The organism is Sphingomonas sp. NY01, from assembly GCF_038809135.1.
In the GTDB taxonomy this organism is placed as follows: Bacteria; Pseudomonadota; Alphaproteobacteria; order Sphingomonadales; family Sphingomonadaceae; genus Sphingomonas; species Sphingomonas carotinifaciens.
In genome coordinates this window covers 1,499,650-1,520,235 of sequence record NZ_CP101722.1, presented here as the reverse complement: position 1 = coordinate 1,520,235, position 20,586 = coordinate 1,499,650, and the positions used below count along the sequence as shown (strand labels likewise).

Here is a 20,586-nt window from a genome sequence, read left to right as displayed (position 1 = left end):
ACCTCTGCTACCGGACGAACCGCGCCGCCAGCTCGACATGGGTCGACCAGCGGAACTGACCGACCGGCTGCACCCAGTCGATCCGCCAGCCATAATCCGCCAGCATCTTGGCATCGCGCGCAAAGCTGGCCGGATTGCAGGACACATAGGCGATCGCCGACACGTCCGCCTGCGCCAGTGCCTCCGCCTGATCGCGTGCGCCCGCGCGGGGCGGATCGAGGACGATGGCGTCAAACCGGTCGAGCTCGGGCTTGGTGAGCGGCCGGCGGTACAGGTCGCGATGCTCGGCGAACACCTGCCTGCCCGCGCCATTGGCGGCCGCCTTCAGCGACAGGAGGGCATCGCGCGCGCCCTCCGCCGCATAGACGCGTGCCGGCAGCGCGAGGGCAAAGGTGCCGAGGCCGGTGAACAGGTCCGCCACCGTTCCCGCCTTGCCGACCGCGTCGCCGACGGCGGCGACCAGCGCCGCCTCGCCGTCCTCGGTCGCCTGGAGGAACGCACCGGGGGGCAGCGGCACGGGGACGCCGCCCAGGGTGATGGTGACGGGCTCGGGCTCCCACCGCGTCTCCGGCCCCATGCCGTCATCGACGCTGAGCCGGGCGACCTTGTGCCGCTCGCAAAAGGCGATGATCGCCTCCGCCGCGTCGAGCCCTTCCGGCGCAAAGCCGGTGATGGTGATGTCCGGCCCCTGATCCGCCATGGCGAGGTGGATGTCGCAGCGCCGCTTGAACCCCAGCCGCTGGAGAAAGCCGCGCAAGGGCGCGACCAGCGCGAACAGTTCGGGCCGCAGGATGTGGCATTCGGCGATATCGACGATCGCGTGGCTTTTCTCTTCCGAAAAGCCCAGCCGGATGCGCCCACCCTTCGCCTCGGCATGCAGGGTCGCGCGGCGGCGCGTGTTGGGCGGCGAGACATGGGGAACACGTATCGGCGCGGTCAGCCCCTGCCCGTCGAGGGCGGAGGCGACCCGGTCGGTGACAAAGGCGGCATAGCTGTCATCGTCGAGATGCTGGAGCTGGCACCCGCCGCAGGTGGGAAAGTGACGGCAAGGCGGCACCTGATGATGGGGCCCGTGGCTCAGCGTGCCATCGGCGTTCAGGATATCGCCGGGCGCGGCGAACGCGGCGTGACGGCCATCGGCGGTGACGCCGTCGCCGCGAGCCGCGACACGGATAATGGTATCGGTCATGGCGATCAGCCTCTGACGGCGGAGAGCGCGTCTGCCAAGTCGTCGGCGATAAAGGCCGGTCCCAATCGCCGCGCCGCGGCACCATGGAGCCACACCCCGCCCCCCGCTGCGGCAAAGGGATCGAGCCCGGCGGCGCGCATCGCCCCGATCGCCCCGGCCAGCACGTCGCCCGTGCCGGCGGTGGAAAGCCAGGGACTTGCCCCACCCGCGACCATGACCCGTCCATCGGGTGCGGCGATCACCGTGTCCGGCCCCTTGTGGACGATGACGGCACCGGTCTGCGCCGCGGCACGGCGGGTGCGGGTGATCTTGTCGCCCTCCTGCCCGAACAGATGGGCAAATTCGCCGGCATGCGGGGTCAGGATGCTGCCCGCGGGGATCGTCGTGGCATCGATCAGGCGCAATGCGTCGCCATCGATGATGAGCGGGCGACGCGCGGCAAGGCTGGCGTCCAGCATGCGGCGCGCGGCATCGTCGCGACCGAGGCCGGGACCAATGACGATCGCGCCGATACGCGCATCCTGCAAGGCCTCGGCGGAGAAGGGCTTGCGGACCAGCGCGTGCGGGGCACCCTGCCCTTCGCCCAGATGGAGGACGTAGCCGGCACCGGCGCGCATCGCGGCGATACTCGCCAGTTCGGAGGCGCCCGCCATGCCGCCGGCGACGATGGCGACCATGCCGCGGGTGTATTTGTGCGAATTGGGGCCGGGGGTGGGAAGGGTAATGGAAGGCGCTACGCAAGCCATGTCCCTCTCCCCCTCGGGAAGAGGGCTTGAAAGAATGTGGACGTGACTGATTGTCGGAATGCCCAGCATCAGCAATCGCACCGTGCCGCAGGCTTGCGCCGCAGGCTGCAGCAGATGCGCAGGCTTGGCCGCCCCTATCGCCAGCGTGATGTCGCAGGTCGGCGCGCCCAGCATCGCGCCGTCATCGCTGCCGACCCCGCTCGGCACGTCCACCGCAATCCGCAACCGCGCGGCATGGGCAAGGCGGTGGAGCGGTGCGGCGACCTCGTCGGCCAGCGGCCGCGACAGACCCGTGCCGAACAGCGCATCGACCAGGATGGTGGCGGGTTCCGCCTGTGCCAGCGCCTCGACCGGGCCGTGCCACCGGGCGGCCGCACGGACCGCGGCGGGACTTGCCGGCGCGCCGGACGCGGCGACGCGCACCGCCGCGCCCATGCGGTGCAGCGCAGCGGCGGCGACATAGCCGTCACCGCCATTATTGCCGGGGCCGCACAGGATCAGGATGTCCGCCCCCGCCGCCAGACGGTGCACGGCGAGCGCGACACCCTCGCCCGCCCGCTGCATCAGCGTATCGACGCTGGTTCCGGCCGCTATCGCCGCCTCCTCGGCAGCGCGCATCTCCCCCGCGGTCAGGATCGGCTGGCCGTCCAGCGGGATCATGCGCCCTTGATCGTCGCGGGCAGGCGGTAGCGGTCCTGACCGATCGACACGTCGATCCCGTCGGCGCCCACCACCGTGACGCGCGCCGGCTCGGCGCCATCGGCGGCGACCACGCCGCGACCGTCATTCGTTACGCGCAGGCGATGGAAGCCGCCATCGCCGTGACGCACGATCAGCACCAGCCCCTCGCCGTCCACCATCCGCTCGACGGTACAACTCGGCTCCAGAGGCGCTTTGCCGCGGGCGCAGGGGATGCGGTCCGCATCCGCCGCCGGGATCGCCTCGCCGGACGGCGTCTCGCCGGACGAACATCCGGCGAGCGCGAGCAGAAGCAGGGCAGACGCCCGGTCAGATATCCGCGTAGACATGGGTTTCGGCGCTCGCTCCCGGATGGGTGACCGCCCCCTTATAGGCCGGCCCCACGGTACGCGCATAGCGCCACAGCACGCCCGACTGATAATCATTCTGCCGCATGGTCCAGCGGGCGCGACGATCGGCCAGCACGGCATCGTCGACCAGCAGGTCGATCGTGCCGGCCTCTGCATCGATACGGATGGCATCGCCATTCTCGACCAGCGCGATCGGGCCGCCGTCCGCCGCCTCCGGCCCGACATGGCCGATGCAGAAGCCGCGGGTCGCACCCGAAAAGCGGCCATCGGTGATGAGCGCAACCTTCTCGCCCATGCCCAGGCCATAGAGCGCGGCGGTGGTCGACAGCATCTCGCGCATGCCTGGGCCGCCCTTGGGCCCCTCATAGCGGATCACCACGACTTCGCCGTCCTCGATCATCCGCGCCTCGACCGCGGCAAAGGCGTCCTCCTCGCAGTCGAAGACGCGCGCTGGTCCTTCGAACTGCAGGCGCTTCATGCCGGCGACCTTCACGATCGCGCCCTCGGGTGCCAGCGATCCGCGAAGACCGACGACGCCGCCGGTCGGGGTGATCGGCGCCTTGACGTCGTAAATGACCTTCTGGTCGGGGTTCCAGGTGACCTCGTCGATATTCTCGGCCAGCGTCTTGCCGGTCACGGTCATGCAGTCGCCGTGCAGGTAACCACCGGCCAGCAGCGTCTTCATCAGCATATAGACGCCGCCCGCCTCGTACATGTCCTTGGCGACATATTTGCCGCCGGGCTTCAGGTCGGCGATGTAGGGCGTGGTCTTGAACGTCTCGGCCACGTCGTGCAGGTCGAAGTCGATCCCCGCTTCGTTCGCCATCGCCGGCAGGTGCAGCGCGGCATTGGTCGATCCGCCGGTGGCTGCGACGACGCGGGCGGCATTTTCGAACGCTTCGCGGGTGCAGATGTCGCGCGGGCGGATGTTCTTCGCGACCAGGGCCATCACCTGCTCGCCCGCTGCCTCGGCGATGCCGTGGCGGTCGAGAAAGGGTGCGGGCATCATGTTCGAATTGGGCAGCGACAGGCCGATCGCCTCACCCACACAGGCCATGGTGTTGGCGGTGAACTGTCCGCCGCACGCGCCGTGGCCGGGGCAGGCGACCTTTTCCAGCTCGATCAACTGCTGGAGCGGGCAATTGCCCGCGGCGTGCTGGCCCACCGCCTCGAACACGTCGACCACGGTCACGTCCTTGTCGTGGAAGCGGCCGGGCAGGATCGATCCGCCATAGACGAAGATGGACGGGATGTTCAGGCGCAGCATCGCCATCATCATGCCGGGCAGCGACTTGTCGCACCCCGCAAAGCCGACCAGCGCGTCATAGCAGTGGCCACGCACGGACAGCTCGACCGAGTCGGCGATGACCTCGCGACTGACCAGCGAGGCCTTCATGCCCTGATGGCCCATGGCGATGCCGTCGGTCACGGTGATCGTGTTGAAACGACGCGGCATGCCGCCGCCGCGGATCACGCCGCCCTGCGCGGCATCGGCCTGCGCATCCAGCGTCGTATTGCACGGCGCGGAGTTATTGCCCGCCGACGCCAGCGCCACGAACGGCTTGGCGATATCCTCCTCGGTGATGCCCATCGCATAATAATAGCTGCGATGCGGAGCGCGCTCGGGACCGACGGAGACATGGCGCGACGGCAGGCGGGATTTATCGAACTGGTGGGTCATGGCGTAGCCCTATGTCGCGCAAGGACCCCCAAACGCAAGCTTGTTTCACACAAGCCGGCTGGAACAGCGCTCCTACAAAGCCACGGAGCGCCGAAGATGATGCCGTTCGCGCAGATGCGCCGATCGCAGCGTGCAACGAGGCACCGAGCCTCCGTCACGGAGAGGCGCTTGCGAGATACAGGACGCCGGAAATCCGGCGATGGCGGCTTACAGCTCGCCAAGCGCCTTTGCGACGCCGTCCATCGTGAACGGCTTCTGCAAACGGGGGCGGTCGCGGAAACGTTCGTCCACCGAATCGTCGCTGCCGCCGGTGGCGAAGACGAAGGGGACGCCGCGCTCGGCCAGCAGTTCGGCGACCGGGGTGCTCTTTTCACCGCCGCGCAGGTTGACGTCCAGGATCGCAGCGTCAATGCCGCCCGCCTCCACCCGCGCGATCGCGTCCTCGACGCTGTCGGCGGTGCCCGCGACCTGCTTGTCGAGGATGTCGAGGAAATCCTCGAGCATCATGGCGATCAGGGGCTCGTCCTCGACGATGAGGATCTGGACAGGGTCGTTCATCGTGCCTGCCCTTATCACGGATTTGCAGAACCGCCAGTGCCTTGTTGCAACAGCACGGCGCGCGTCGCCTCGGCAAGTTGCTGGACGGAGAAGGGCTTGGGCAGGAATGCGACATTGTCGATGTCGATCGAACGGCGCAGTTGCTCCTCGGCATAGCCCGACATGAACAGCACCGGCAGGTCGGGATAACGCTGGCGCACCTGGCGGACCATGGTGGGGCCGTCCATTGTCGGCATCACCACGTCGGAGATCAGCAGGTCGGGCTTGTCCATCGCGGCCAGCATTTCCAGCGCGGCCTCGCCATGCTCGGCGGCCTTTACCGTATAGCCCTGCCGGGTCAGGGCACGCTCGGCGACTGCGCGAACCATGTCCTCGTCCTCGACGAGAAGCACGGTGCCGGTTCCCCACAGGTCGGCCGGGCGGGTGGGCGCACGCGAACTCAGCGGCTTGGGTTGCGGTGCTGCGGGCGCGGCATGGATCGGCAGATAGATGGAGAAGGTCGCCCCCTGCCCCGGCCGGGAATCCGCAAAGATCCAGCCGCCCGATTGTTTGACGATGCCGTAGACGGTCGAGAGGCCGAGCCCGGTCCCCTTGCCCAGTTCCTTGGTGGTGAAGAACGGCTCGAAGATCTTGGGCAGCACATCGGCGGGAATACCGGCGCCCGTGTCGCTGACGATCAGCGCGGTATAGTCGCCGACCGGCAGGATGTCGGAGGCCATCGCGCGGACATCGTCGGCGGATATGCTGCGCGTCTGGATAGTCAGGGTGCCGCCCGAAGGCCCGTTCGCCTGCACGATCGCGTCGCGTGCATTGACCGCCAGGTTGACGATCACCTGTTCCAATTGTCCCGGATCGGCACGTACCGGCCCCAGGTTGCGGCCATGGCTGACGTCCAGCCGCACTGTCTCGCCCATCAGGCGCTTCAGGAGGTTCGACACCTCCGACACCACGTCCGGCAGTTGCAGCACCTGCGGCCTGAGCGTCTGCTGGCGGGAAAAGGCGAGCAACTGGCGGGTCAGCGCGGCGGCGCGGTTGGAGTTGGAGCGGATCTGCTGGATGTCGTCATAATCGCTGTCGCCGGGCGAGTGGCGCATCATCATCAGGTCGCAGTGGCCGATGATCGCGGTCAGGATGTTGTTGAAGTCGTGCGCGACACCGCCGGCGAGCTGGCCCACCGCCTGCATCTTCGTCGCCTGTGCCACCTCGCGCTTCAGGCGGCTTTCCTCCGAATTGTCCTTCAGGCTGAGCAGCACGGACGCGTCGCCCAGCCCTCGTGCGCCGGCGATGGTCAGCGCCACGGGCTCGTCGGGATGGTCCTTCAGGCGCACCGCCATGTCGGCGGAATGCGTCGCCCCCCCGGCAAAGCGCCGGATCGCATCGGCAACCGCGCCCTTGTCCTCGCGCACCACCAGATCGCCCGGATAGAGCGGCGGCGCCGCGGCATTCACCCCGGCTGCGCGCATGAAGGCATCGTTCATCTGCAGAAAGCGGCCGTCGCGATCGACCAGCGCCATGCCGAACGGCATCAGCGCGACCAGCGTGCGGACGTGCTGCGTCGCGCTTGCGCCGATGGCGGGGGCGGCATCCTCCTCCTCGTCGATCAGCGCGACAAGCATCGGCGCACCGTCCCCTTCCACAAAGGGCACCTGGATCAGCCGCAGCGGCGAGCCGTCCAGCCCCTCGCGCTCGAAGCGCAGCAGGCCGCGGCTGTCGGTGATCAGGAAGCGCGCGAAGTCGCGACCGGCGATGCTGTCCTCGGCCCGCCCCAGGGCGCGCGCGGCCAGCACGCGGTTGGCGGCGCGCACCCGCCCATCGGGGCCGACGACCGCCGCCATGATCCCCGCCGCGCCGAACCGGTCGCCGTCCTTGCCCGCGATCAGCGCCTCGACCATCTGCGCCAGATCCTGCTCGACCGCGACCACGAAGCGCCAGACGAGCATGTCCGCCTCGTCCCCCGCCCGTGTCACCAGCGTCGATACCCGCACCCCGTTCGCCAGCAGGCGATCGGCGCGCCCCAGCCCATCGCGCCACGCCACCCGGCCGGCCTGGGTCAGCGCGGCGACGCCCTCGCCATCGAGCGGCAGGCCCGGTGGGGTCGGCGAGCCGGGAAACAGCGCCTCATAGGCATCGTTGGCGCAGACCAGTCGACCGGCTCGGTCGGTGACCGCAATCGCATCGTCACTGGTATCGGCGACCACGCGGGTGAAATCCCAGTCGAGCGCGCGGCGCTCCGTGGCTTGCGCGGGCGACAACAGCCGCCACGCCACCACGCCGCCGCCGACCACCAGCCCGGTTCCCAGAAAACCGGCGGCAAACGGCCAGCTGCCGACCACCGCGAAGACGAGGATCGCCGCCAGCAGCCCCGTCCCGATCGTGACGAGCAAGGCGGTCTGGATGGGGGAAAGCGTTCGGGTGGGGGCCAGCGTCGCCATGGATCATGTCTTCCGATGGCGAAGGATGCCGGTCAAGCGCGAACGGCATGGAGACAAAGGGCCGGAAGAGGCCGGGGCGGCCCCGCCGCGCTTGGCGCCGCCGGGCAGCCCCGCCGGTCACCCCCCTCCCCGAAGGGAGAGGGGTGCGGGCATTACCAGATGCGGACGCGCTGTTCGGGCGTCAGGAACAGCGCCGTGCCCGGCTTCACGTCGAACGAGGCATACCACGGGTCCAGGTTGCGCACGGTCAGCACGCGCTGATGGCCCGGTGCATGCGGGTCGGAGAGCAGCGCCTGGCGCAGCGCGGGCTCGCGGAACTTGGTGCGCCATACCTGCGCCCAGCCATAATAGAAGCGCTGGTCGCCCGTCGTGCCGTCGATCACCGGCGCCGGCTTGCCGCCCAGCGACTTGTGATACGCATCCAGCGCCACGGTCAGGCCGGCGAGATCGGCGATATTCTCGCCCAGCGTCAGCCCGCCCTGCACATGCTGGCCGGGGATCGGCTCATAGGCGTCATATTGCGCGACCAGCTTGTCCGTGAAGCTCTTGAAGCGCTCCACATCCTGCGGCGTCCACCAGTCGGTGAGCTTGCCGGTCGCGTCGTACTTGCGGCCCTGATCGTCGAAATGATGGCTGATTTCGTGACCGATCACCGCGCCGATGCCGCCGTAATTCACCGCCGGGTCCGCCTTCGGATCGAAGAAGGGGGGCTGGAGGATCGCGGCCGGGAAGACGATCTCGTTCATCGTCGGATTGGCATAGGCGTTGATGGTCATCGGCGTCATGAACCATTCGGCCCGATCGATCGGCTTGCCGAGCTTGTTCAGGTCGCGCTGATATTCGAACGCGTTGGAGCGCGCGACATTGCCGACCAGATCGTCGCGGCGGATCTGCAGCGCCGAATAATCGCGCCAATGGTCGGGATAGCCGATCTTGGGCGTGAAGGCGGCGAGCTTGGCCAGCGCCTTCGTCTTGGTCTCGGGGGCCATCCATTCCAAATTGCGCAGCCGCTCACCCATCGCGGCGATGACGTTCTTCACCAGATCGTCGGCCGCCGCCTTCGATTCCGGCGGGAAATACTTCGCCACATATTGCTGGCCGATCGCCTCGCCCATGCCGCCCGACACCAGGCTGACGCCGCGCTTCCAGCGGACCTGCTGCTCGGGCGTGCCCGACAAGGTGGTGCCGTAGAAAGCGAAGTTCGCCTTGTCGAAATTGGTCGACAGATAGGGCGCATAGGCGCGCAGCACCTTCAGCGTCGCAAAGTCCTTGAGGACCGGCAGCGGCGCATCGGAAAACGCCTTCGCCTCGCCGGTGATCGCACTGGGTTGCGCCACCAGATAGGCCGGGCGGTTGGCGGTGCCGAGCGCGGTCATATACTGCGCCCAGGGGAAGCCCGGCGCCTTGGCGGCGAAATCGGCCGCGGTCCACTTGTTATAGGTCTTGTCCGCGTCGCGGCTCTCGATGCGCGTCCAGTGCGCTGTCGCGATCGCCTTTTCCAGGTTGAACACGGCGGCGGCGCGTGCCTGCGCGTTCGGCTCGCCCGCCAGCGTCAGCATCTGCGCCAGATAGGCCTGGTACGCGGTGCGGATCGCCGCCAGCTTGGCATCGTCCTTCAGATAATAGTCGCGGTCGGGCAGGCCGAGGCCCGACTGGCCGAAGCTGACGATATAGGTGTCGGGCGCCTTGTCGTCCTGGCCGACATAGGTGCCGAACAGACCGCCGACCCCCTGCCGCTGGAGTGCGGCCATCGCCTGCACCAGCGCGGTCTTGTCCTTGGCGCCGGCCAGCGTGGCGATCATCGGCTTGACGGGGGCGACGCCCTTTGCGTTCACCGCCGCCTCGTCCATGAAGCTGGTGTAGAAATCACCGACCTTGTCGCCCGGACGCTTGGCCGCTTCGTCGAGGATGGTCCGCGTCCGCTCCAGCGACAGGTCCTGGAGAACGTGGAACATGCCGTAGGACGAGCGATCCGCGGGGATCTCGGTCGCCTTGTACCAGGTGCCGCTGGAATGATCGAAGAAGTCGGTGCCCGGCTTCACGCTCAGGTCACGGCCGGCCATGTCGAAGCCGAAGTCGCCGATCTGCGGCTTGTTCGCGCTGGCAGGGGCGACCGGGCCGGTCGCTGCCTTGCCCACGGTGCGGGTCTGGTTGGTCTGGCTTTGCGCGAATGCGGCGGTAGAGGCGAGCAGGCAGGCGACGAGAATCGACGTACGCATCAACGGTCCTTTTACATGAAGGCGCTTCGATGCTGCGTGTTCTAACCGGGTAGCACGGCCGGTCCAATAGATTTACGGCAAGGCTTGCGACCTTATTTTTCGCAGCGATGGCCCAGACGGTGGCGCACCCGCCATTTGTGCGCGATCCACAGACGCCAGCCAAGCGCGGTGCCGGCATAGCCCAGTATCGCGCACGCCGCGGTCAGCACGCACAGCCCCAAGCCGAAGGCAGGCCCCTGCTCCCACAGCCAGTGGAACGCGCCGGTCGCCCATTGCAGCCAGCCGGTCGCGGTTTCCGCCACCGGCTGCGCGATCAGCGGGGTGTCGGTGCGAAGCAGCCAATGCCCGATCTGATAGGCGATGTACCACAGGATCGGCGTGGTCAGCGGATTGGTAATAAAGGTGGTCAGCGCCGCGACCGGCACATTCGCGCGTGCCGGCAGCGCGAATAGGGCGGCGATGGCGATCTGTGCGACCGGGAACAGGAACCCCGCCACCATGCCCAGCGCCACGCCGCGCGGCACCGACCGGCGGGTGAAGCGCCACAGTTCGGGCGCCAGCACGCGGTGGGCGACAGGGCGGAGCAGGCGGCTCTGCTCCATGCTGTCGCGCGTCGGCATGTTGCGCCGCATCCACGCGACGGTGCGGGACCACATGGTGGGCGCCGCGCTGGCCATCAGCCCCGGTCGCGCAGGATACGGCCCTGCTCGCGCTTCCAGTCGCGCTCCTTGATCGTTTCGCGCTTGTCGTGCGCCTTCTTGCCCTTGGCCAGTGCCAGTTCCACCTTCGCGCGTCCTTGCGAATTGAAATATACGGTCAGCGGCACCAGGGTCATCCCCTCGCGCGCGACCGCCCCGTGGAGCTTGTTGATCTCCCGCTCGTGAAGGAGGAGTTTACGCGGGCGCTTCGCTTCATGATTGAAGCGGTTGCCATGGCTGAATTCGGGCACGTTGCTGTTGATCAGCCACACCTCGCTGCCCTTCACCTCGGCATAGGACTCCGCGATCGAGCCTTCGCCGAACCGGAGCGACTTCACCTCCGTACCGGTCAGGGCGATGCCTGCCTCGTACGTCGTGTCGATGGCATAATCGAAGCGGGCGCGCCGGTTCTCGGCAACGATCTTCTTCTTGTCGAAAGTACGGGGTTTGGGACGCATGGGACCGGGGATGTAGGCGGTCGCAGGCCCCGTGAAAAGCGGGCGCGCAACACGGGGTGGGATCAGAACGGGATTTTCAGCCGCATCATCGCCCGGTTGCTGGGAAAACCGCCAACGCCGGCCTGTTCGGTTTCGGCGGACAGCCTGGCATTGCCGAACACGCGGACCTCCGCCTTGGGGATGGTCGGCTCGGTGTAGCGCTCGGGCACCGGTCTCAGGCGATCGGGCTGATCGGTGCGGGCGCACACGACGACCTCGTCCCCGTCCGCCGATCGGTCGCAGCCCGGCGCGGCGCGCAGAACTTTCGGCACGGGCAGCACCGGGCCGGACACCGCTTGCAGACCGAACAGCAGCGTGGGCAACATCGCATGGGTCTCCCGTCCCTGTGATGTTGCGCAGGCTGCGCCATGATTTGGGCGGGATGATGGCGCGTTCGTAGAAGTTTTGTTCACGCGAAGACGCGAAGCCACGAAGAAGATGTGTTCACGCGGAGGCGCGGAGGCGCGGAGAATATCTCGAGCCGAAGGCTTCCGATCCTCGTCGACGTCCGCGATCGTCTCCCGATCGAGAGGACACGCCGCGGGGCCGCTAGTGCTACTCTCCGCGTCTCCGCGTCTCCGCGTGAACTCATAACTTCTTCTTCGCGTCTTCGCGGCTTCGCGGCTTCGCGTGAACCAACAATCCTGCCTTACACCAACCCCGCATGCGCCAGCGCGGAATCAACCGCCGCACGCGCCGCGTCGGACGGCCAGGTCATAGGCAAACGCAGGCCCATCGGCATGTCAGGCCACACGCGCGACAATGCGTACTTCACCGGCCCCGGCGAGGCATCGGTGAACATCGCGTCGTGCAGCGGGAACAGCTTGTCATGCAGCGCCAGGGCCCGCGCCCCGTCTCCGGCTGCGCAGGCCGCCTGGAAATCCGCGCACAGACGCGGCGCGACATTGGCGGTGACCGAGATGCACCCCACCCCGCCCATCGCGTTGAACGCCAGCGCCAGATCGTCGTTGCCCGACAGCTGGCAGAAGCCCTCGCCCAGGCCGGCGCGGTGTTGCGACACGCGGGCGAGCACGCCGCTGGCGTCCTTCACGCCGACGAAGATCTCCGGTGCGGCGGATACGATGCGGACAAGCGTCGCCGGCTGGATATCGGTCACGGTGCGGCCGGGCACGTTATAGAGCACGATCGGCAGCGGCGACCGCTCGGCGAGCACCGCGAAATGGCGTGCGATCCCCTCCTGGCTCGGCCGGTTGTAATAAGGCGGCACCATCAGCGCGGCGTCCGCTCCTGCGTCCTTGGCCGCCTGGAGATTGGCCGCCGCCACGCCCGTGTCGTTCGAACCGGCGCCCGCGATCACCGGCACCCGCCCCGCCGCCTGCTCGACACAGGCCCGCACCACCCGGAAATGCTCGTCCTTGGGCATGGTCGCCGCCTCGCCCGTCGTCCCGCACGCGACCAGCGCGGTCGACCCCTGCTCGATCTGCCACTCGACAAAGGCCCGAAACGCCCCCTCGTCAAACGCGCCACCAACATGGTCGCCCGTGTCCGCGAACGGCGTCACCAGTGCGGGAATCGATCCTGAGAACATGGAAGAAAATGTGCTCCTGCTGCACTGATGGGCCAATTTGTTCAGGACATGTACGGGTCGGGGCCTTATTCTGTCCAGCATGGTGACTGCTTTGAAACCCGTGATGATGCTGGCGGCCTTTGCCGGCGTGGCCCTTCCTCCCCAACAGAACAGCCAGTCGCAGGATCAGCTCGACCGCTACCGCACGCAGATGGCGAACATGCCGCCCAGTGCCCAGACCGCCAGCGCGATGCCCGCCGATGGCACGATCGCCGCGGCACTCGCGCAATGGCGCGCGCTGCAACAGACCGATTCGCTGCCCTTCGACAGCTATGCCGGCTTCCTGATGGCGCATCCCGGCTGGCCGGGCGAGACGAGCAACCGGCGCGCAGCAGAGCGGCAGGCGGCGAACTTTACCGCGGCGCCCGCCAATATCGTCGCCTATTTCCGGCGCTTTCCGCCACAAAGTGCCGCCGGTGGCGTCGCCTTCGCACGCGCATTGCAGGCAACCGGCGCCACTGCGGAGGCAGCGCAGGCCGCCCGCACCGCATGGCGCCGTGGTCCGCTGACGCCAACCGACGAGGCCCTGGTCCTGTCCAGCTTCGGCAGCGCGCTGACGCCCGACGATCACGACCAGCGGATGGATGCGCTGCTGTGGCAGGGCGCGACAAGCGTTGCCGCCCGCCAGATCGGCTTCACCAGCACGGCCAAGCGCCCGATCTTCGAGGCGCGGCTGGCGTTTCGTACCAATGCCACCAACGCGTCCGACCTGTCGGCCTCGACACAGGCACTCTACGCCAATGATCCCGGCTACATCGCGGACCGCGCGACATGGTTGCGCAACAGCGGCGCCAGCCCCACTGCCCGCGGCTGGCTTGCCCGCCCGCGCACGCTCGCCAGCCGGCCGGGCAATGTCGAGAAATGGTATGAGGCACTGCTCGTCAACGCGCGCGCCGCCGCCGCGGACAACCAGTTGCAGACCGCCTATGACATCGCGCGGCAGGTGGACGACGCCTATCCCGCCGGCACCGACGTCTCGACCAAGCCCTATGGCGAGCGCGACGATTATACCAGCCTGGTATGGCTGGGTGGGCAGACGGCGATGAAGCTGAACCGTCCCGCCGACGCGATGGTGCTGTTCGAACGCTATGGCCGGGGCAGCCAGTCGCCGCAGACCCGCGCCAAGGGCTTTTACTGGGCGGGTCGCGCGGCCGAGGCCGCCGGTCGCACCAGCGAAGCCACGGCGTTCTACGCGCAGGCAGCCGGTTATCGCGATCAGTTCTACGGCCAGCTATCGCTGGAGCGCACCGGTCAGCCCTTGACGGCGCCGCCGGCCATCGCTGCGCCGGCCATTGCCCCCGCGGTCCAACAAGCCTTCGCCAATCGCGAGGTGGTGCGCGCGGCCCGCTTCCTGGGCCAGATCGGCCAGTATCAGGATCAAAGCGCATTCGTCCGCCAGATCGCAGCCGATGCGACGACGGAAACCGATCACTGGCTCGCCGCCGACCTGTCGCGGCGGATCGGGAGGCCGGACCTGGCCGTCATGGTCGGACGCAGCGCGATGCAGAACGGCCTGACCGATTATTCCGCTGCCGGCTTCCCCACCGTACCGGTGCCGCAGGGCTATGAAGGCAACTGGACGCTGATCCACGCCATCGCGCGCCAGGAAAGCCAGTTCGATCGTGCCGCGGTCAGCCATGCCGGTGCGCGCGGGCTGATGCAGTTGATGCCCGCCACCGCCGCCGAACAGTCGGGCAAGATCGGCCTGTCCTACTCCCCCGCGGCGCTGACCACCGACCCTAGTCTGTCGATCCAGCTCGGCTCCAGCTATTTCGAGCGGATTTTCGGCAATTACGGCAGCTATCCGCTGGCGATCGCGGCCTATAATGCCGGCGGCGGCAATGTGAACAAGTGGCTGCGCCAGAACGGTGACCCGCGCACCGGAGCAATCGACATCGTCGATTGGATCGAGCAGATTCCGTATATGGAAACGCGCAATTACGTGCAGCGCGTGCTGGAAAACGCGGTGGTGTACGATCTGATGAACCCGGCGCGCGCCAAGAGCCGGGGCACGAAGACGCCGCTGAGCTGGTATCTGGGCAAGTCCGGGCGGCCGGGCTGATCGCACAAGCCGTGACGGACAGACCCAACTACATCACGCCAGCCGGATACGCCGCGCTTCGCGTCGAATATGAGCAACTGTTCGGCACCGAGCGGCCGCGGCTGGTCGATACCATCGCCTGGGCGGCGGGCAATGGCGATCGATCGGAGAATGGCGACTATATCTATGGTCGCAAAAGGCTGCGCGAGATCGATCGGCGGCTCGGCTGGCTGTCGAAGCGGATGAAGGCTGCCAAGGTGGTGGACCCGGTCCGTCAGGAGGATCGGACGCGCATCTGGTTCGGTGCAACCGCCACCATCGTCGACGAGGACGATCAGGAACGCATCCTCACGCTGGTCGGCGACGACGAGGCGGAAGCGGGCCAGGGCCGCATCGGATGGAACGCGCCGATCGCCCGAGCACTGCGAGGTGCCGCAATCGGCGATCTGCGCCGGGTCCATCTGCCCGCAGGCGAGCGGGAATATGAGGTCATCGCCATCACCTACCCGGCGGCCTGAGGAACGGGGCCGTCCCACCGCCGGTTATCTCCCTGCAACGACAGGAGAGAGACGATGGAAAATCCCCGCACGACCAGCGCGCGTGATCATGACGACAGCGCGATCATCGACGCCGCCGATCGTTCGCCGGATGCAGTCGGCCATGCGGGCGGCCGGCTTGCGACGGACGTCGGGACGCAGAACGACCTGACCCGCGAGGTCGAAGACCCCGAAGCACATGACCGCGTTACAAAGGAAAGCGCGATTGCTAACAACACGGCCTATCCCTCCGATCGGCGGGGCGGAAACGAATAAGGACGGCCATGGCGGACGACGTACCGGCGCGTAACATCGCGCTTCTGATCGATGCGGACAACGCCACGCCGTCCGCGCTTGATCCGGTACTGACGGTGCTGGCCGAGCTTGGCACCGTCAACGTCCGCCGGGCCTATGGCAACTGGTCCAAGCCCGGCCTGAAGGGCTGGCGCGACATGTCGGTCAAGCATGGTATCGAGCCGCAACAGCAGTTCGACCTGACCAAGGGCAAGAAAGCCACCGACATGAAGATGACGATCGACGCGATGGACCTGCTGTTCCGCGGCCGGGTTCAGGGGTTCGGCATCATGTCCTCGGACAGCGACTTCATGCCGCTGGCGATGCGCATCCGCCAGGATGGCATCCCCGTCTACGGCTTCGGCAGTTCGCGCACGCCCGAGGCATTCCGACAGGCCTGCACCCGCTTCATCGACGTGACCGCACTGGCCGAGCGGCCCAAGCCCTCCCCCGCCGATGTGCCGCTGTCCGAGTCGCTGCCGCCTCCGATCGAGGCACGAACGACCGAGAGCGCGGTCCGCCCGGTGGACGAGGATCTGTTGAAGCTGTTGATCGACGCCTATACCTCGGTCAAGCGCGACGACCGGGGCTTTGTCAGCCTCTCTGCAATGGGCCAGCTAGCCGGGAACCGCTCCAGCTTCGACGCGCGCAACTACGGATTTCGCCAGCTTTCCGATCTCATCAAGGCCGTACCCAATTTCCAGACCGAGCGTCGCCCGGACGGCCGCCTGTTCGTGAAACGGGTACGCTGACCGATCCGCCTGCAAGCAAAAATGGCCCGGCTTCCTCGTGGAAGCCGGGCCATTCCCGAAGCGTAGGACCTTGGCGCTTACTTGCGCAGCGTCAGGCCACCACCGAAACGCTTGTTGAAGCGTGCGACCTGGCCGCCCGCGTCCAGCATCTGGCCACGGCCACCGGTCCAGGCGGGGTGCGCCAGCGGGTCGATGTCGAGCTGCATCGTGTCGCCTTCCTTGCCCCAGGTGGAGCGGGTTTCGAACACGGTGCCGTCGGTCATCTGGACCTTGATCATGTGGTAGTCGGGATGGGTATCGGTCTTCATGGTGGTAGCTCCTGCGTGGCTGGTTCCGACCAGCCGGGAATGCGAAGCGGCGCCCATAGCGAACGGGCGCCGCACGGTCAAACGCCGTATCGAACGAGGATCAGCCGGCCTTCGGCGGATCGGCGATCATCGCGGTGAAGTTCGCCTCGGCCACGACCTTTCCGTCGACCTTGGCGACACCGGCGAACTTGCAGACGGTGGCCCGCTTCTGGACGAACGTCGCCTCCAGTTGCAGCAGCACGCCGGGTTCGACCGGCTTGCGGAACTTGGCACCGTCGATCGCCATGAAATAGACGAGCTTGCCCGATCCGGCGAGGCCCAGGCTTTCCACCGCCAGAACACCAGCGGCCTGTGCCAGCGCCTCGACGATCAGCACGCCCGGCATGATCGGGCGGCCGGGGAAGTGCCCCTGGAAGAAGCCTTCGTTGATCGTCACCGCCTTGATCGCCGTGATCGACGTGTCGGGCACGAGGCTTTCGACACGGTCGATCAACAGCATGGGATAGCGGTGCGGAATCGCCGCCATGACCCGCCCGATATCGAACGGACCCATGGCGGATTTCACCTCATCAGTCACCGCGTCGCTCACCGGCCGCTGTTGCGGCGGTTACCGGTGGCGGCCGGAGCCGGCGTCGCGGCGGGCGCGGAACCGGCCGGTGCAGCACCGGCGGCCTGACCGCCCTGACCGGGCTGCCAGTTGGCCGGCGGCGTGGTGTTGACGGTGGGGACCAGACGGTCGAGCTCGGCCGTCACGGCCGCAGTGATGTCGGCGGTCGGCTGCATGAACAGCACCGCCTGCGGCGAGACAAGCAGGCTGACATTCTTGGCGCGGACGGCGCTCTGCACCGCTTCGCCCAGACGGTTCTGGATCTGCTCGATGGCATAGGCCTGCGCACGCTGTGCCGGCTGGGTCAGGCGCTGAAGCTCCTGGTTCGCAGCGGTTTCACGCGTCTGGATCTGCTGCGCCTGGGTCTGCAGCGCCTGCTGGTTGGCGTTGGGCGCCGAACGGGCGGTGTTGAACTGCTGGATCAGCGGCTGCAACTCGGTCGACAGGGCCTGGCGGCGTGCTTCGGCCTGATCGAGCTGCGCCTTGTAGGTCGTCTCGATCTGGGTGCGGGCAGCGGTCCAGGCGCGTGAGTTGGCGATCGCACCCTGCGGATCGGCGACGGCGACACCACCGACCTGCGCGGCGGCCGGAGCCGCAGCAAGGACGCCAGCGGCGAGGAGGAGAGTCGTGAACGTCTTCATCAGAACTGTGTCCCTACGTTGAAGGTGATGAGCTTGGGGTCGTCGCCCGCCTGGGTGACCAGCGCCTTGGCGAGATCGATACGCAGCGGGCCGAACGGAGAATTCCAGTTTACGCCGACGCCGACCGACACGCGGGGTGTCCAACGTCCGCCGAAGTAATTCTCCACGAACGGCGTATTGCGTACCAGCGTGTTTACCGTCGTGCCGGTGCAGACGCCGTTCGTCAGCGTACCGGTGGCGCACGTCGTAGTCAGCCCGGTGTCGGGCGTGGAATATAGAGGATTACCAGCAGCATCGCGCTGGATGTTGCCAATCAACGTAGGCGATCCATCGCTGTTGAAGCGCAGATTGCCACTGGCATCGCGCAACTGTTCGAAGGGCGGGTCAGCGGTCGGACGCGGACGGGTCAGGTCAAACAACGAACCGGCCTGCACGTAGATGGACGGCCGCAGCCCCATCTCGCGGGCACCGGAGCCGAGCGGCAGTTCGAGTTCGAGACGCGTCAGGTAATAGGCCTTGCCGCCCAGTGCGTCATCCACAAGCTGATTACGGTCGGTAATCAGCACCTGTGTGCCATCGGCTGCATTGCCAGTGAAGAAACGACGCTGAACGCGCGGACCCACGCCGCGGATGTCGAACCCGCGGAACTGCGGCTCGCCCAGATAGAAGCGGTCCGTGATGCGCACGGGATCGATGCCGGGGCCGCGGCTGCTTTCCAGCGAGTGGATGTAACCGCCTTCGCCCAGCCACGACAGCACGAAGCCGCTGCCCAGCCCCTTGAACTTCGAGCCCTCGGCGCGGGTACGGATATATTTCACGTCACCGCCGAGACCGGCAAAGTCCTGGCTGAACGAGAAGCGATGGCCCGCGGTCGGGCGCAGGCGGCTGTTCAGGCTGTCATAGATCAGCGAGTAGCCGACCGACGAGGTCCAGCGATTGCCGAGCTGCTCGCACAGATACCGGCCGGCAATGGTGACGTCGCATTCGCCCGCGGCGTTGAAGAAGGAGTTGGCGAGCCCCACCTCGTCATAGGTCAGGCCGTAGCGCCCCGACAGCGACCAATATTCGGTCAGCGGCACGCCCGCGCGCACCTGGAAACCGGTCGACACCTGGCTGTAGGTGGTCTGGCGGTTGGTGCCGACGAAGTTGAACGCGTTGAAGTCGCGGCGGAAGATATCGACGCCCATCGCGATGTTCTTGTCGAACACGTATGGCTCGGTGAAGCCGAGTTCGACCGACTTGGAATAGGCCGAATAATTCACGCCGGCACGCAATTCCTGGCCCTTGCCGCGGAAATTGCGCTGCGTGATGTTGGCCTGGATGATGAAGCGTTCGAGCGACGAATAACCGGCGGACAGCTGCAACTCGCCGGTCGAGCGCTCCTCGACATTCGTCTCCAGCACCAGTCGATCGGGGGCGGAACCGGGGTTCTGCTTGATCTCCAGCTTGTCCTGGAAATAGCCGAGCGAATTGATGCGGTCCTGCGAACGGCGCACCTGGAAGCTGTTGAACGCGTCGCCCTCGGCCAGACGGATTTCACGCCGCACGACCTTGTCCTGCGTCTGCGTGTTGCCGTTGATCTCGATGCGCTCGACATAGGTGCGCTTGGCTTCGGCGATGTTGAACGTGACCGACATGGTCAGCGCCTCGCGGTCGCGCTGGAACTCCGGGTTCACATCGGTGAAGGCATAGCCGAACAGGCCGGCGGTCTGGCTCAGGCTTTCGACCGAGTCCTCGACCAGCTTGGCATTGTACCAGTCGTCCTTCTTCATCGGCAGCGACGCGGCAAGCTTCGTATTGTCGAAATCGCGGATCTGGCTGTCGACCGCCACGTCCCCGAACTTATAGCGCGGCCCTTCCTCCACCACATAGGTGATGATGAAGTCCTGCTTGTCCGGGGTCAGCTCGGCCACCGCGCTGGTCACGCGGAAATCCGCATAGCCCTCGGTCAGGTAGAACTGGCGCAGCTTCTGCTGGTCATAGGCCAGCCGGTCCTGGTCGTAGGAGGTGTTGGACGACAGCAGGCGGAACCAGCGCGACTGCTTGGTCGCCATCTCGCCACGCAACTGGTCGTCGGAGAATTTTTCATTGCCCAGAATGTTGATCTGGCGAACCTTGGATTTCGGGCCCTCGCTGATCTCGAACACCACGTCGACGCGGTTCTGGTCGAGGCTGACCATCTTCGGTTCGACCACCGCGCCGAACCGGCCCTGACGGCGATACAGCTCGACAATGCGCGCCACGTCCTGACGGACCGCGGTACGCGTGAAGATCTGGCGCGGGGCCAGCCGGATTTCCTTGGTGATCTTGTCGTTCTTGAGGCGCTTGTTGCCCTCAAGGATCACGCGGTTGATGATCGGGTTCTCCCGCACGCGCAGCACGATGTCGCCCGTCTCGACGCCGGCGATCGAGAAATCGGCGAACAGTTCGCTGGCCTGCAGGTCCTTGAGCGCCTGATCCAGCGTTTCCGGCGTGTAGGGAATGCCGACGCGCAGCTTGGTATAGGACAGCACCGTCTCGGGTTCGATGCGCTGCGCCCCCTCGACTCGCAACGTCTTGATGGTGCGAACCGGTGCCGGTGCCACGCTCGGCACCGCGGCGGGCGCCTGCGCGGGGGCAGCGGCGGCGCCCGGCCTTGCCGGCGCGGTCTGCGCAAGGGCAGGAACGCCCGACAGCGCCGTACCCGCCAGCAGCACAGCGCCCGCGCGCACGAACTTCATACCAGTCATCGCTGTCACCAAACCCACCCC

General features: G+C 67.1%; 19 protein-coding genes. 4 read left to right on the top strand and 15 right to left on the bottom strand.

The window, feature by feature from the left end:
- Positions 1-7 precede the first annotated feature (7 nt).
- From NPJ82_RS07520 to dapA, 11 genes are all read right to left on the bottom strand, one after another.
- Positions 8-1,189 (bottom strand): class I SAM-dependent RNA methyltransferase, encoded by a 1,182-nt coding sequence (locus tag NPJ82_RS07520; protein ID WP_342658873.1) that lies wholly within the window; start codon positions 1,187-1,189, stop codon positions 8-10.
- A gap of 5 nt (positions 1,190-1,194) precedes the next feature.
- Positions 1,195-2,595 carry an NAD(P)H-hydrate dehydratase gene (locus NPJ82_RS07515; RefSeq protein WP_342658872.1) on the bottom strand — a complete coding sequence of 467 codons (1,401 nt, stop codon included), beginning with the start codon at positions 2,593-2,595 and terminating at the stop codon, positions 1,195-1,197.
- Positions 2,592-2,963: a hypothetical protein gene (locus NPJ82_RS07510; protein WP_342658871.1), complete on the bottom strand. Its 372-nt coding sequence runs from the start codon at positions 2,961-2,963 to the stop codon at positions 2,592-2,594. Before NPJ82_RS07510 ends, NPJ82_RS07515 begins: the two co-directional genes overlap by 4 nt.
- Positions 2,944-4,665: a dihydroxy-acid dehydratase gene (gene ilvD, locus NPJ82_RS07505; RefSeq protein WP_149681593.1), complete on the bottom strand. Its 1,722-nt coding sequence runs from the start codon at positions 4,663-4,665 to the stop codon at positions 2,944-2,946. Before ilvD ends, NPJ82_RS07510 begins: the two co-directional genes overlap by 20 nt.
- Before the next feature lie 207 nt (positions 4,666-4,872).
- A complete protein-coding gene (locus NPJ82_RS07500) occupies positions 4,873-5,223 on the bottom strand; it encodes a response regulator (protein ID WP_112382393.1) in 351 nt (116 codons plus the stop codon).
- A 14-nt stretch (positions 5,224-5,237) separates the two neighbouring features.
- Entirely contained in the window at positions 5,238-7,655 is a 2,418-nt protein-coding gene (locus NPJ82_RS07495; RefSeq protein ID WP_342658870.1) for a response regulator, read from the bottom strand.
- Positions 7,656-7,807: 152 nt separating this feature from the next.
- Positions 7,808-9,874, bottom strand: a complete 2,067-nt coding sequence (locus tag NPJ82_RS07490; RefSeq protein ID WP_342658869.1) for a M13-type metalloendopeptidase — start codon at positions 9,872-9,874, stop codon at positions 7,808-7,810.
- A 92-nt stretch (positions 9,875-9,966) separates the two neighbouring features.
- Positions 9,967-10,551 (bottom strand): DUF2062 domain-containing protein, encoded by a 585-nt coding sequence (locus tag NPJ82_RS07485; protein ID WP_267349068.1) that lies wholly within the window; start codon positions 10,549-10,551, stop codon positions 9,967-9,969.
- Positions 10,551-11,030, bottom strand: a complete 480-nt coding sequence (smpB, locus tag NPJ82_RS07480) for an SsrA-binding protein SmpB (protein WP_112382396.1) — start codon at positions 11,028-11,030, stop codon at positions 10,551-10,553. Before smpB ends, NPJ82_RS07485 begins: the two co-directional genes overlap by 1 nt.
- 62 nt (positions 11,031-11,092) lie before the next feature.
- Positions 11,093-11,395: a hypothetical protein gene (locus NPJ82_RS07475; protein ID WP_342658868.1), complete on the bottom strand. Its 303-nt coding sequence runs from the start codon at positions 11,393-11,395 to the stop codon at positions 11,093-11,095.
- A 323-nt stretch (positions 11,396-11,718) separates the two neighbouring features.
- Complete coding sequence (dapA, locus tag NPJ82_RS07470; protein WP_342658867.1) at positions 11,719-12,618, bottom strand: 4-hydroxy-tetrahydrodipicolinate synthase; 900 nt, start codon at positions 12,616-12,618, stop codon at positions 11,719-11,721.
- A 79-nt stretch (positions 12,619-12,697) separates the two neighbouring features.
- Between dapA and NPJ82_RS07465 the strand changes: the two genes are divergently transcribed.
- The 4 genes from NPJ82_RS07465 to NPJ82_RS07450 are packed head-to-tail and all read left to right on the top strand — an operon-like array spanning position 12,698 to position 16,280.
- Complete coding sequence (locus tag NPJ82_RS07465; protein ID WP_342658866.1) at positions 12,698-14,719, top strand: lytic transglycosylase domain-containing protein; 2,022 nt, start codon at positions 12,698-12,700, stop codon at positions 14,717-14,719.
- A gap of 11 nt (positions 14,720-14,730) precedes the next feature.
- The gene (gene greB / locus NPJ82_RS07460; protein ID WP_342658865.1) at positions 14,731-15,216 is read left to right on the top strand and encodes a transcription elongation factor GreB; all 486 of its coding nucleotides are present in this window, start codon (positions 14,731-14,733) and stop codon (positions 15,214-15,216) included.
- A gap of 54 nt (positions 15,217-15,270) precedes the next feature.
- Positions 15,271-15,510 (top strand): hypothetical protein, encoded by a 240-nt coding sequence (locus tag NPJ82_RS07455; protein WP_112382401.1) that lies wholly within the window; start codon positions 15,271-15,273, stop codon positions 15,508-15,510.
- Positions 15,511-15,518: 8 nt separating this feature from the next.
- Positions 15,519-16,280 (top strand): NYN domain-containing protein, encoded by a 762-nt coding sequence (locus NPJ82_RS07450; RefSeq protein WP_342658864.1) that lies wholly within the window; start codon positions 15,519-15,521, stop codon positions 16,278-16,280.
- Positions 16,281-16,357: 77 nt separating this feature from the next.
- Here the strand turns inward: NPJ82_RS07450 and rpmE are convergent, their stop codons facing one another.
- The 4 genes from rpmE to bamA form a co-directional block, all read right to left on the bottom strand.
- Positions 16,358-16,588, bottom strand: coding sequence for a 50S ribosomal protein L31 (gene rpmE / locus NPJ82_RS07445; protein ID WP_112382645.1), 231 nt, complete (start codon positions 16,586-16,588; stop codon positions 16,358-16,360).
- Positions 16,589-16,688: 100 nt separating this feature from the next.
- Positions 16,689-17,141 (bottom strand): 3-hydroxyacyl-ACP dehydratase FabZ, encoded by a 453-nt coding sequence (gene fabZ, locus NPJ82_RS07440; RefSeq protein WP_342658979.1) that lies wholly within the window; start codon positions 17,139-17,141, stop codon positions 16,689-16,691.
- A gap of 32 nt (positions 17,142-17,173) precedes the next feature.
- Positions 17,174-17,836, bottom strand: coding sequence for an OmpH family outer membrane protein (locus NPJ82_RS07435; RefSeq protein WP_342658863.1), 663 nt, complete (start codon positions 17,834-17,836; stop codon positions 17,174-17,176).
- The gene (bamA, locus tag NPJ82_RS07430; protein WP_342658862.1) at positions 17,836-20,565 is read right to left on the bottom strand and encodes an outer membrane protein assembly factor BamA; all 2,730 of its coding nucleotides are present in this window, start codon (positions 20,563-20,565) and stop codon (positions 17,836-17,838) included. Before bamA ends, NPJ82_RS07435 begins: the two co-directional genes overlap by 1 nt.
- Positions 20,566-20,586 lie beyond the last annotated feature (21 nt).

What these genes read in the sequence shown, in the direction of transcription:
- NPJ82_RS07520 (WP_342658873.1), bottom strand. Translation starts at nt 1,189, where the DNA reads ATGACCGATACCATTATCCGTGTCGCGGCTCGCGGCGACGGCGTCACC.
- NPJ82_RS07515 (WP_342658872.1), bottom strand. Translation starts at nt 2,595, where the DNA reads ATGATCCCGCTGGACGGCCAGCCGATCCTGACCGCGGGGGAGATGCGC.
- NPJ82_RS07510 (WP_342658871.1), bottom strand. Translation starts at nt 2,963, where the DNA reads ATGTCTACGCGGATATCTGACCGGGCGTCTGCCCTGCTTCTGCTCGCG.
- ilvD (WP_149681593.1), bottom strand. Translation starts at nt 4,665, where the DNA reads ATGACCCACCAGTTCGATAAATCCCGCCTGCCGTCGCGCCATGTCTCC.
- NPJ82_RS07500 (WP_112382393.1), bottom strand. Translation starts at nt 5,223, where the DNA reads ATGAACGACCCTGTCCAGATCCTCATCGTCGAGGACGAGCCCCTGATC.
- NPJ82_RS07495 (WP_342658870.1), bottom strand. Translation starts at nt 7,655, where the DNA reads ATGGCGACGCTGGCCCCCACCCGAACGCTTTCCCCCATCCAGACCGCC.
- NPJ82_RS07490 (WP_342658869.1), bottom strand. Translation starts at nt 9,874, where the DNA reads ATGCGTACGTCGATTCTCGTCGCCTGCCTGCTCGCCTCTACCGCCGCA.
- NPJ82_RS07485 (WP_267349068.1), bottom strand. Translation starts at nt 10,551, where the DNA reads ATGGCCAGCGCGGCGCCCACCATGTGGTCCCGCACCGTCGCGTGGATG.
- smpB (WP_112382396.1), bottom strand. Translation starts at nt 11,030, where the DNA reads ATGCGTCCCAAACCCCGTACTTTCGACAAGAAGAAGATCGTTGCCGAG.
- NPJ82_RS07475 (WP_342658868.1), bottom strand. Translation starts at nt 11,395, where the DNA reads ATGTTGCCCACGCTGCTGTTCGGTCTGCAAGCGGTGTCCGGCCCGGTG.
- dapA (WP_342658867.1), bottom strand. Translation starts at nt 12,618, where the DNA reads ATGTTCTCAGGATCGATTCCCGCACTGGTGACGCCGTTCGCGGACACG.
- NPJ82_RS07465 (WP_342658866.1), top strand. Translation starts at nt 12,698, where the DNA reads ATGGTGACTGCTTTGAAACCCGTGATGATGCTGGCGGCCTTTGCCGGC.
- NPJ82_RS07455 (WP_112382401.1), top strand. Translation starts at nt 15,271, where the DNA reads ATGGAAAATCCCCGCACGACCAGCGCGCGTGATCATGACGACAGCGCG.
- NPJ82_RS07450 (WP_342658864.1), top strand. Translation starts at nt 15,519, where the DNA reads ATGGCGGACGACGTACCGGCGCGTAACATCGCGCTTCTGATCGATGCG.
- rpmE (WP_112382645.1), bottom strand. Translation starts at nt 16,588, where the DNA reads ATGAAGACCGATACCCATCCCGACTACCACATGATCAAGGTCCAGATG.
- fabZ (WP_342658979.1), bottom strand. Translation starts at nt 17,141, where the DNA reads ATGGGTCCGTTCGATATCGGGCGGGTCATGGCGGCGATTCCGCACCGC.
- NPJ82_RS07435 (WP_342658863.1), bottom strand. Translation starts at nt 17,836, where the DNA reads ATGAAGACGTTCACGACTCTCCTCCTCGCCGCTGGCGTCCTTGCTGCG.
- bamA (WP_342658862.1), bottom strand. Translation starts at nt 20,565, where the DNA reads ATGACTGGTATGAAGTTCGTGCGCGCGGGCGCTGTGCTGCTGGCGGGT.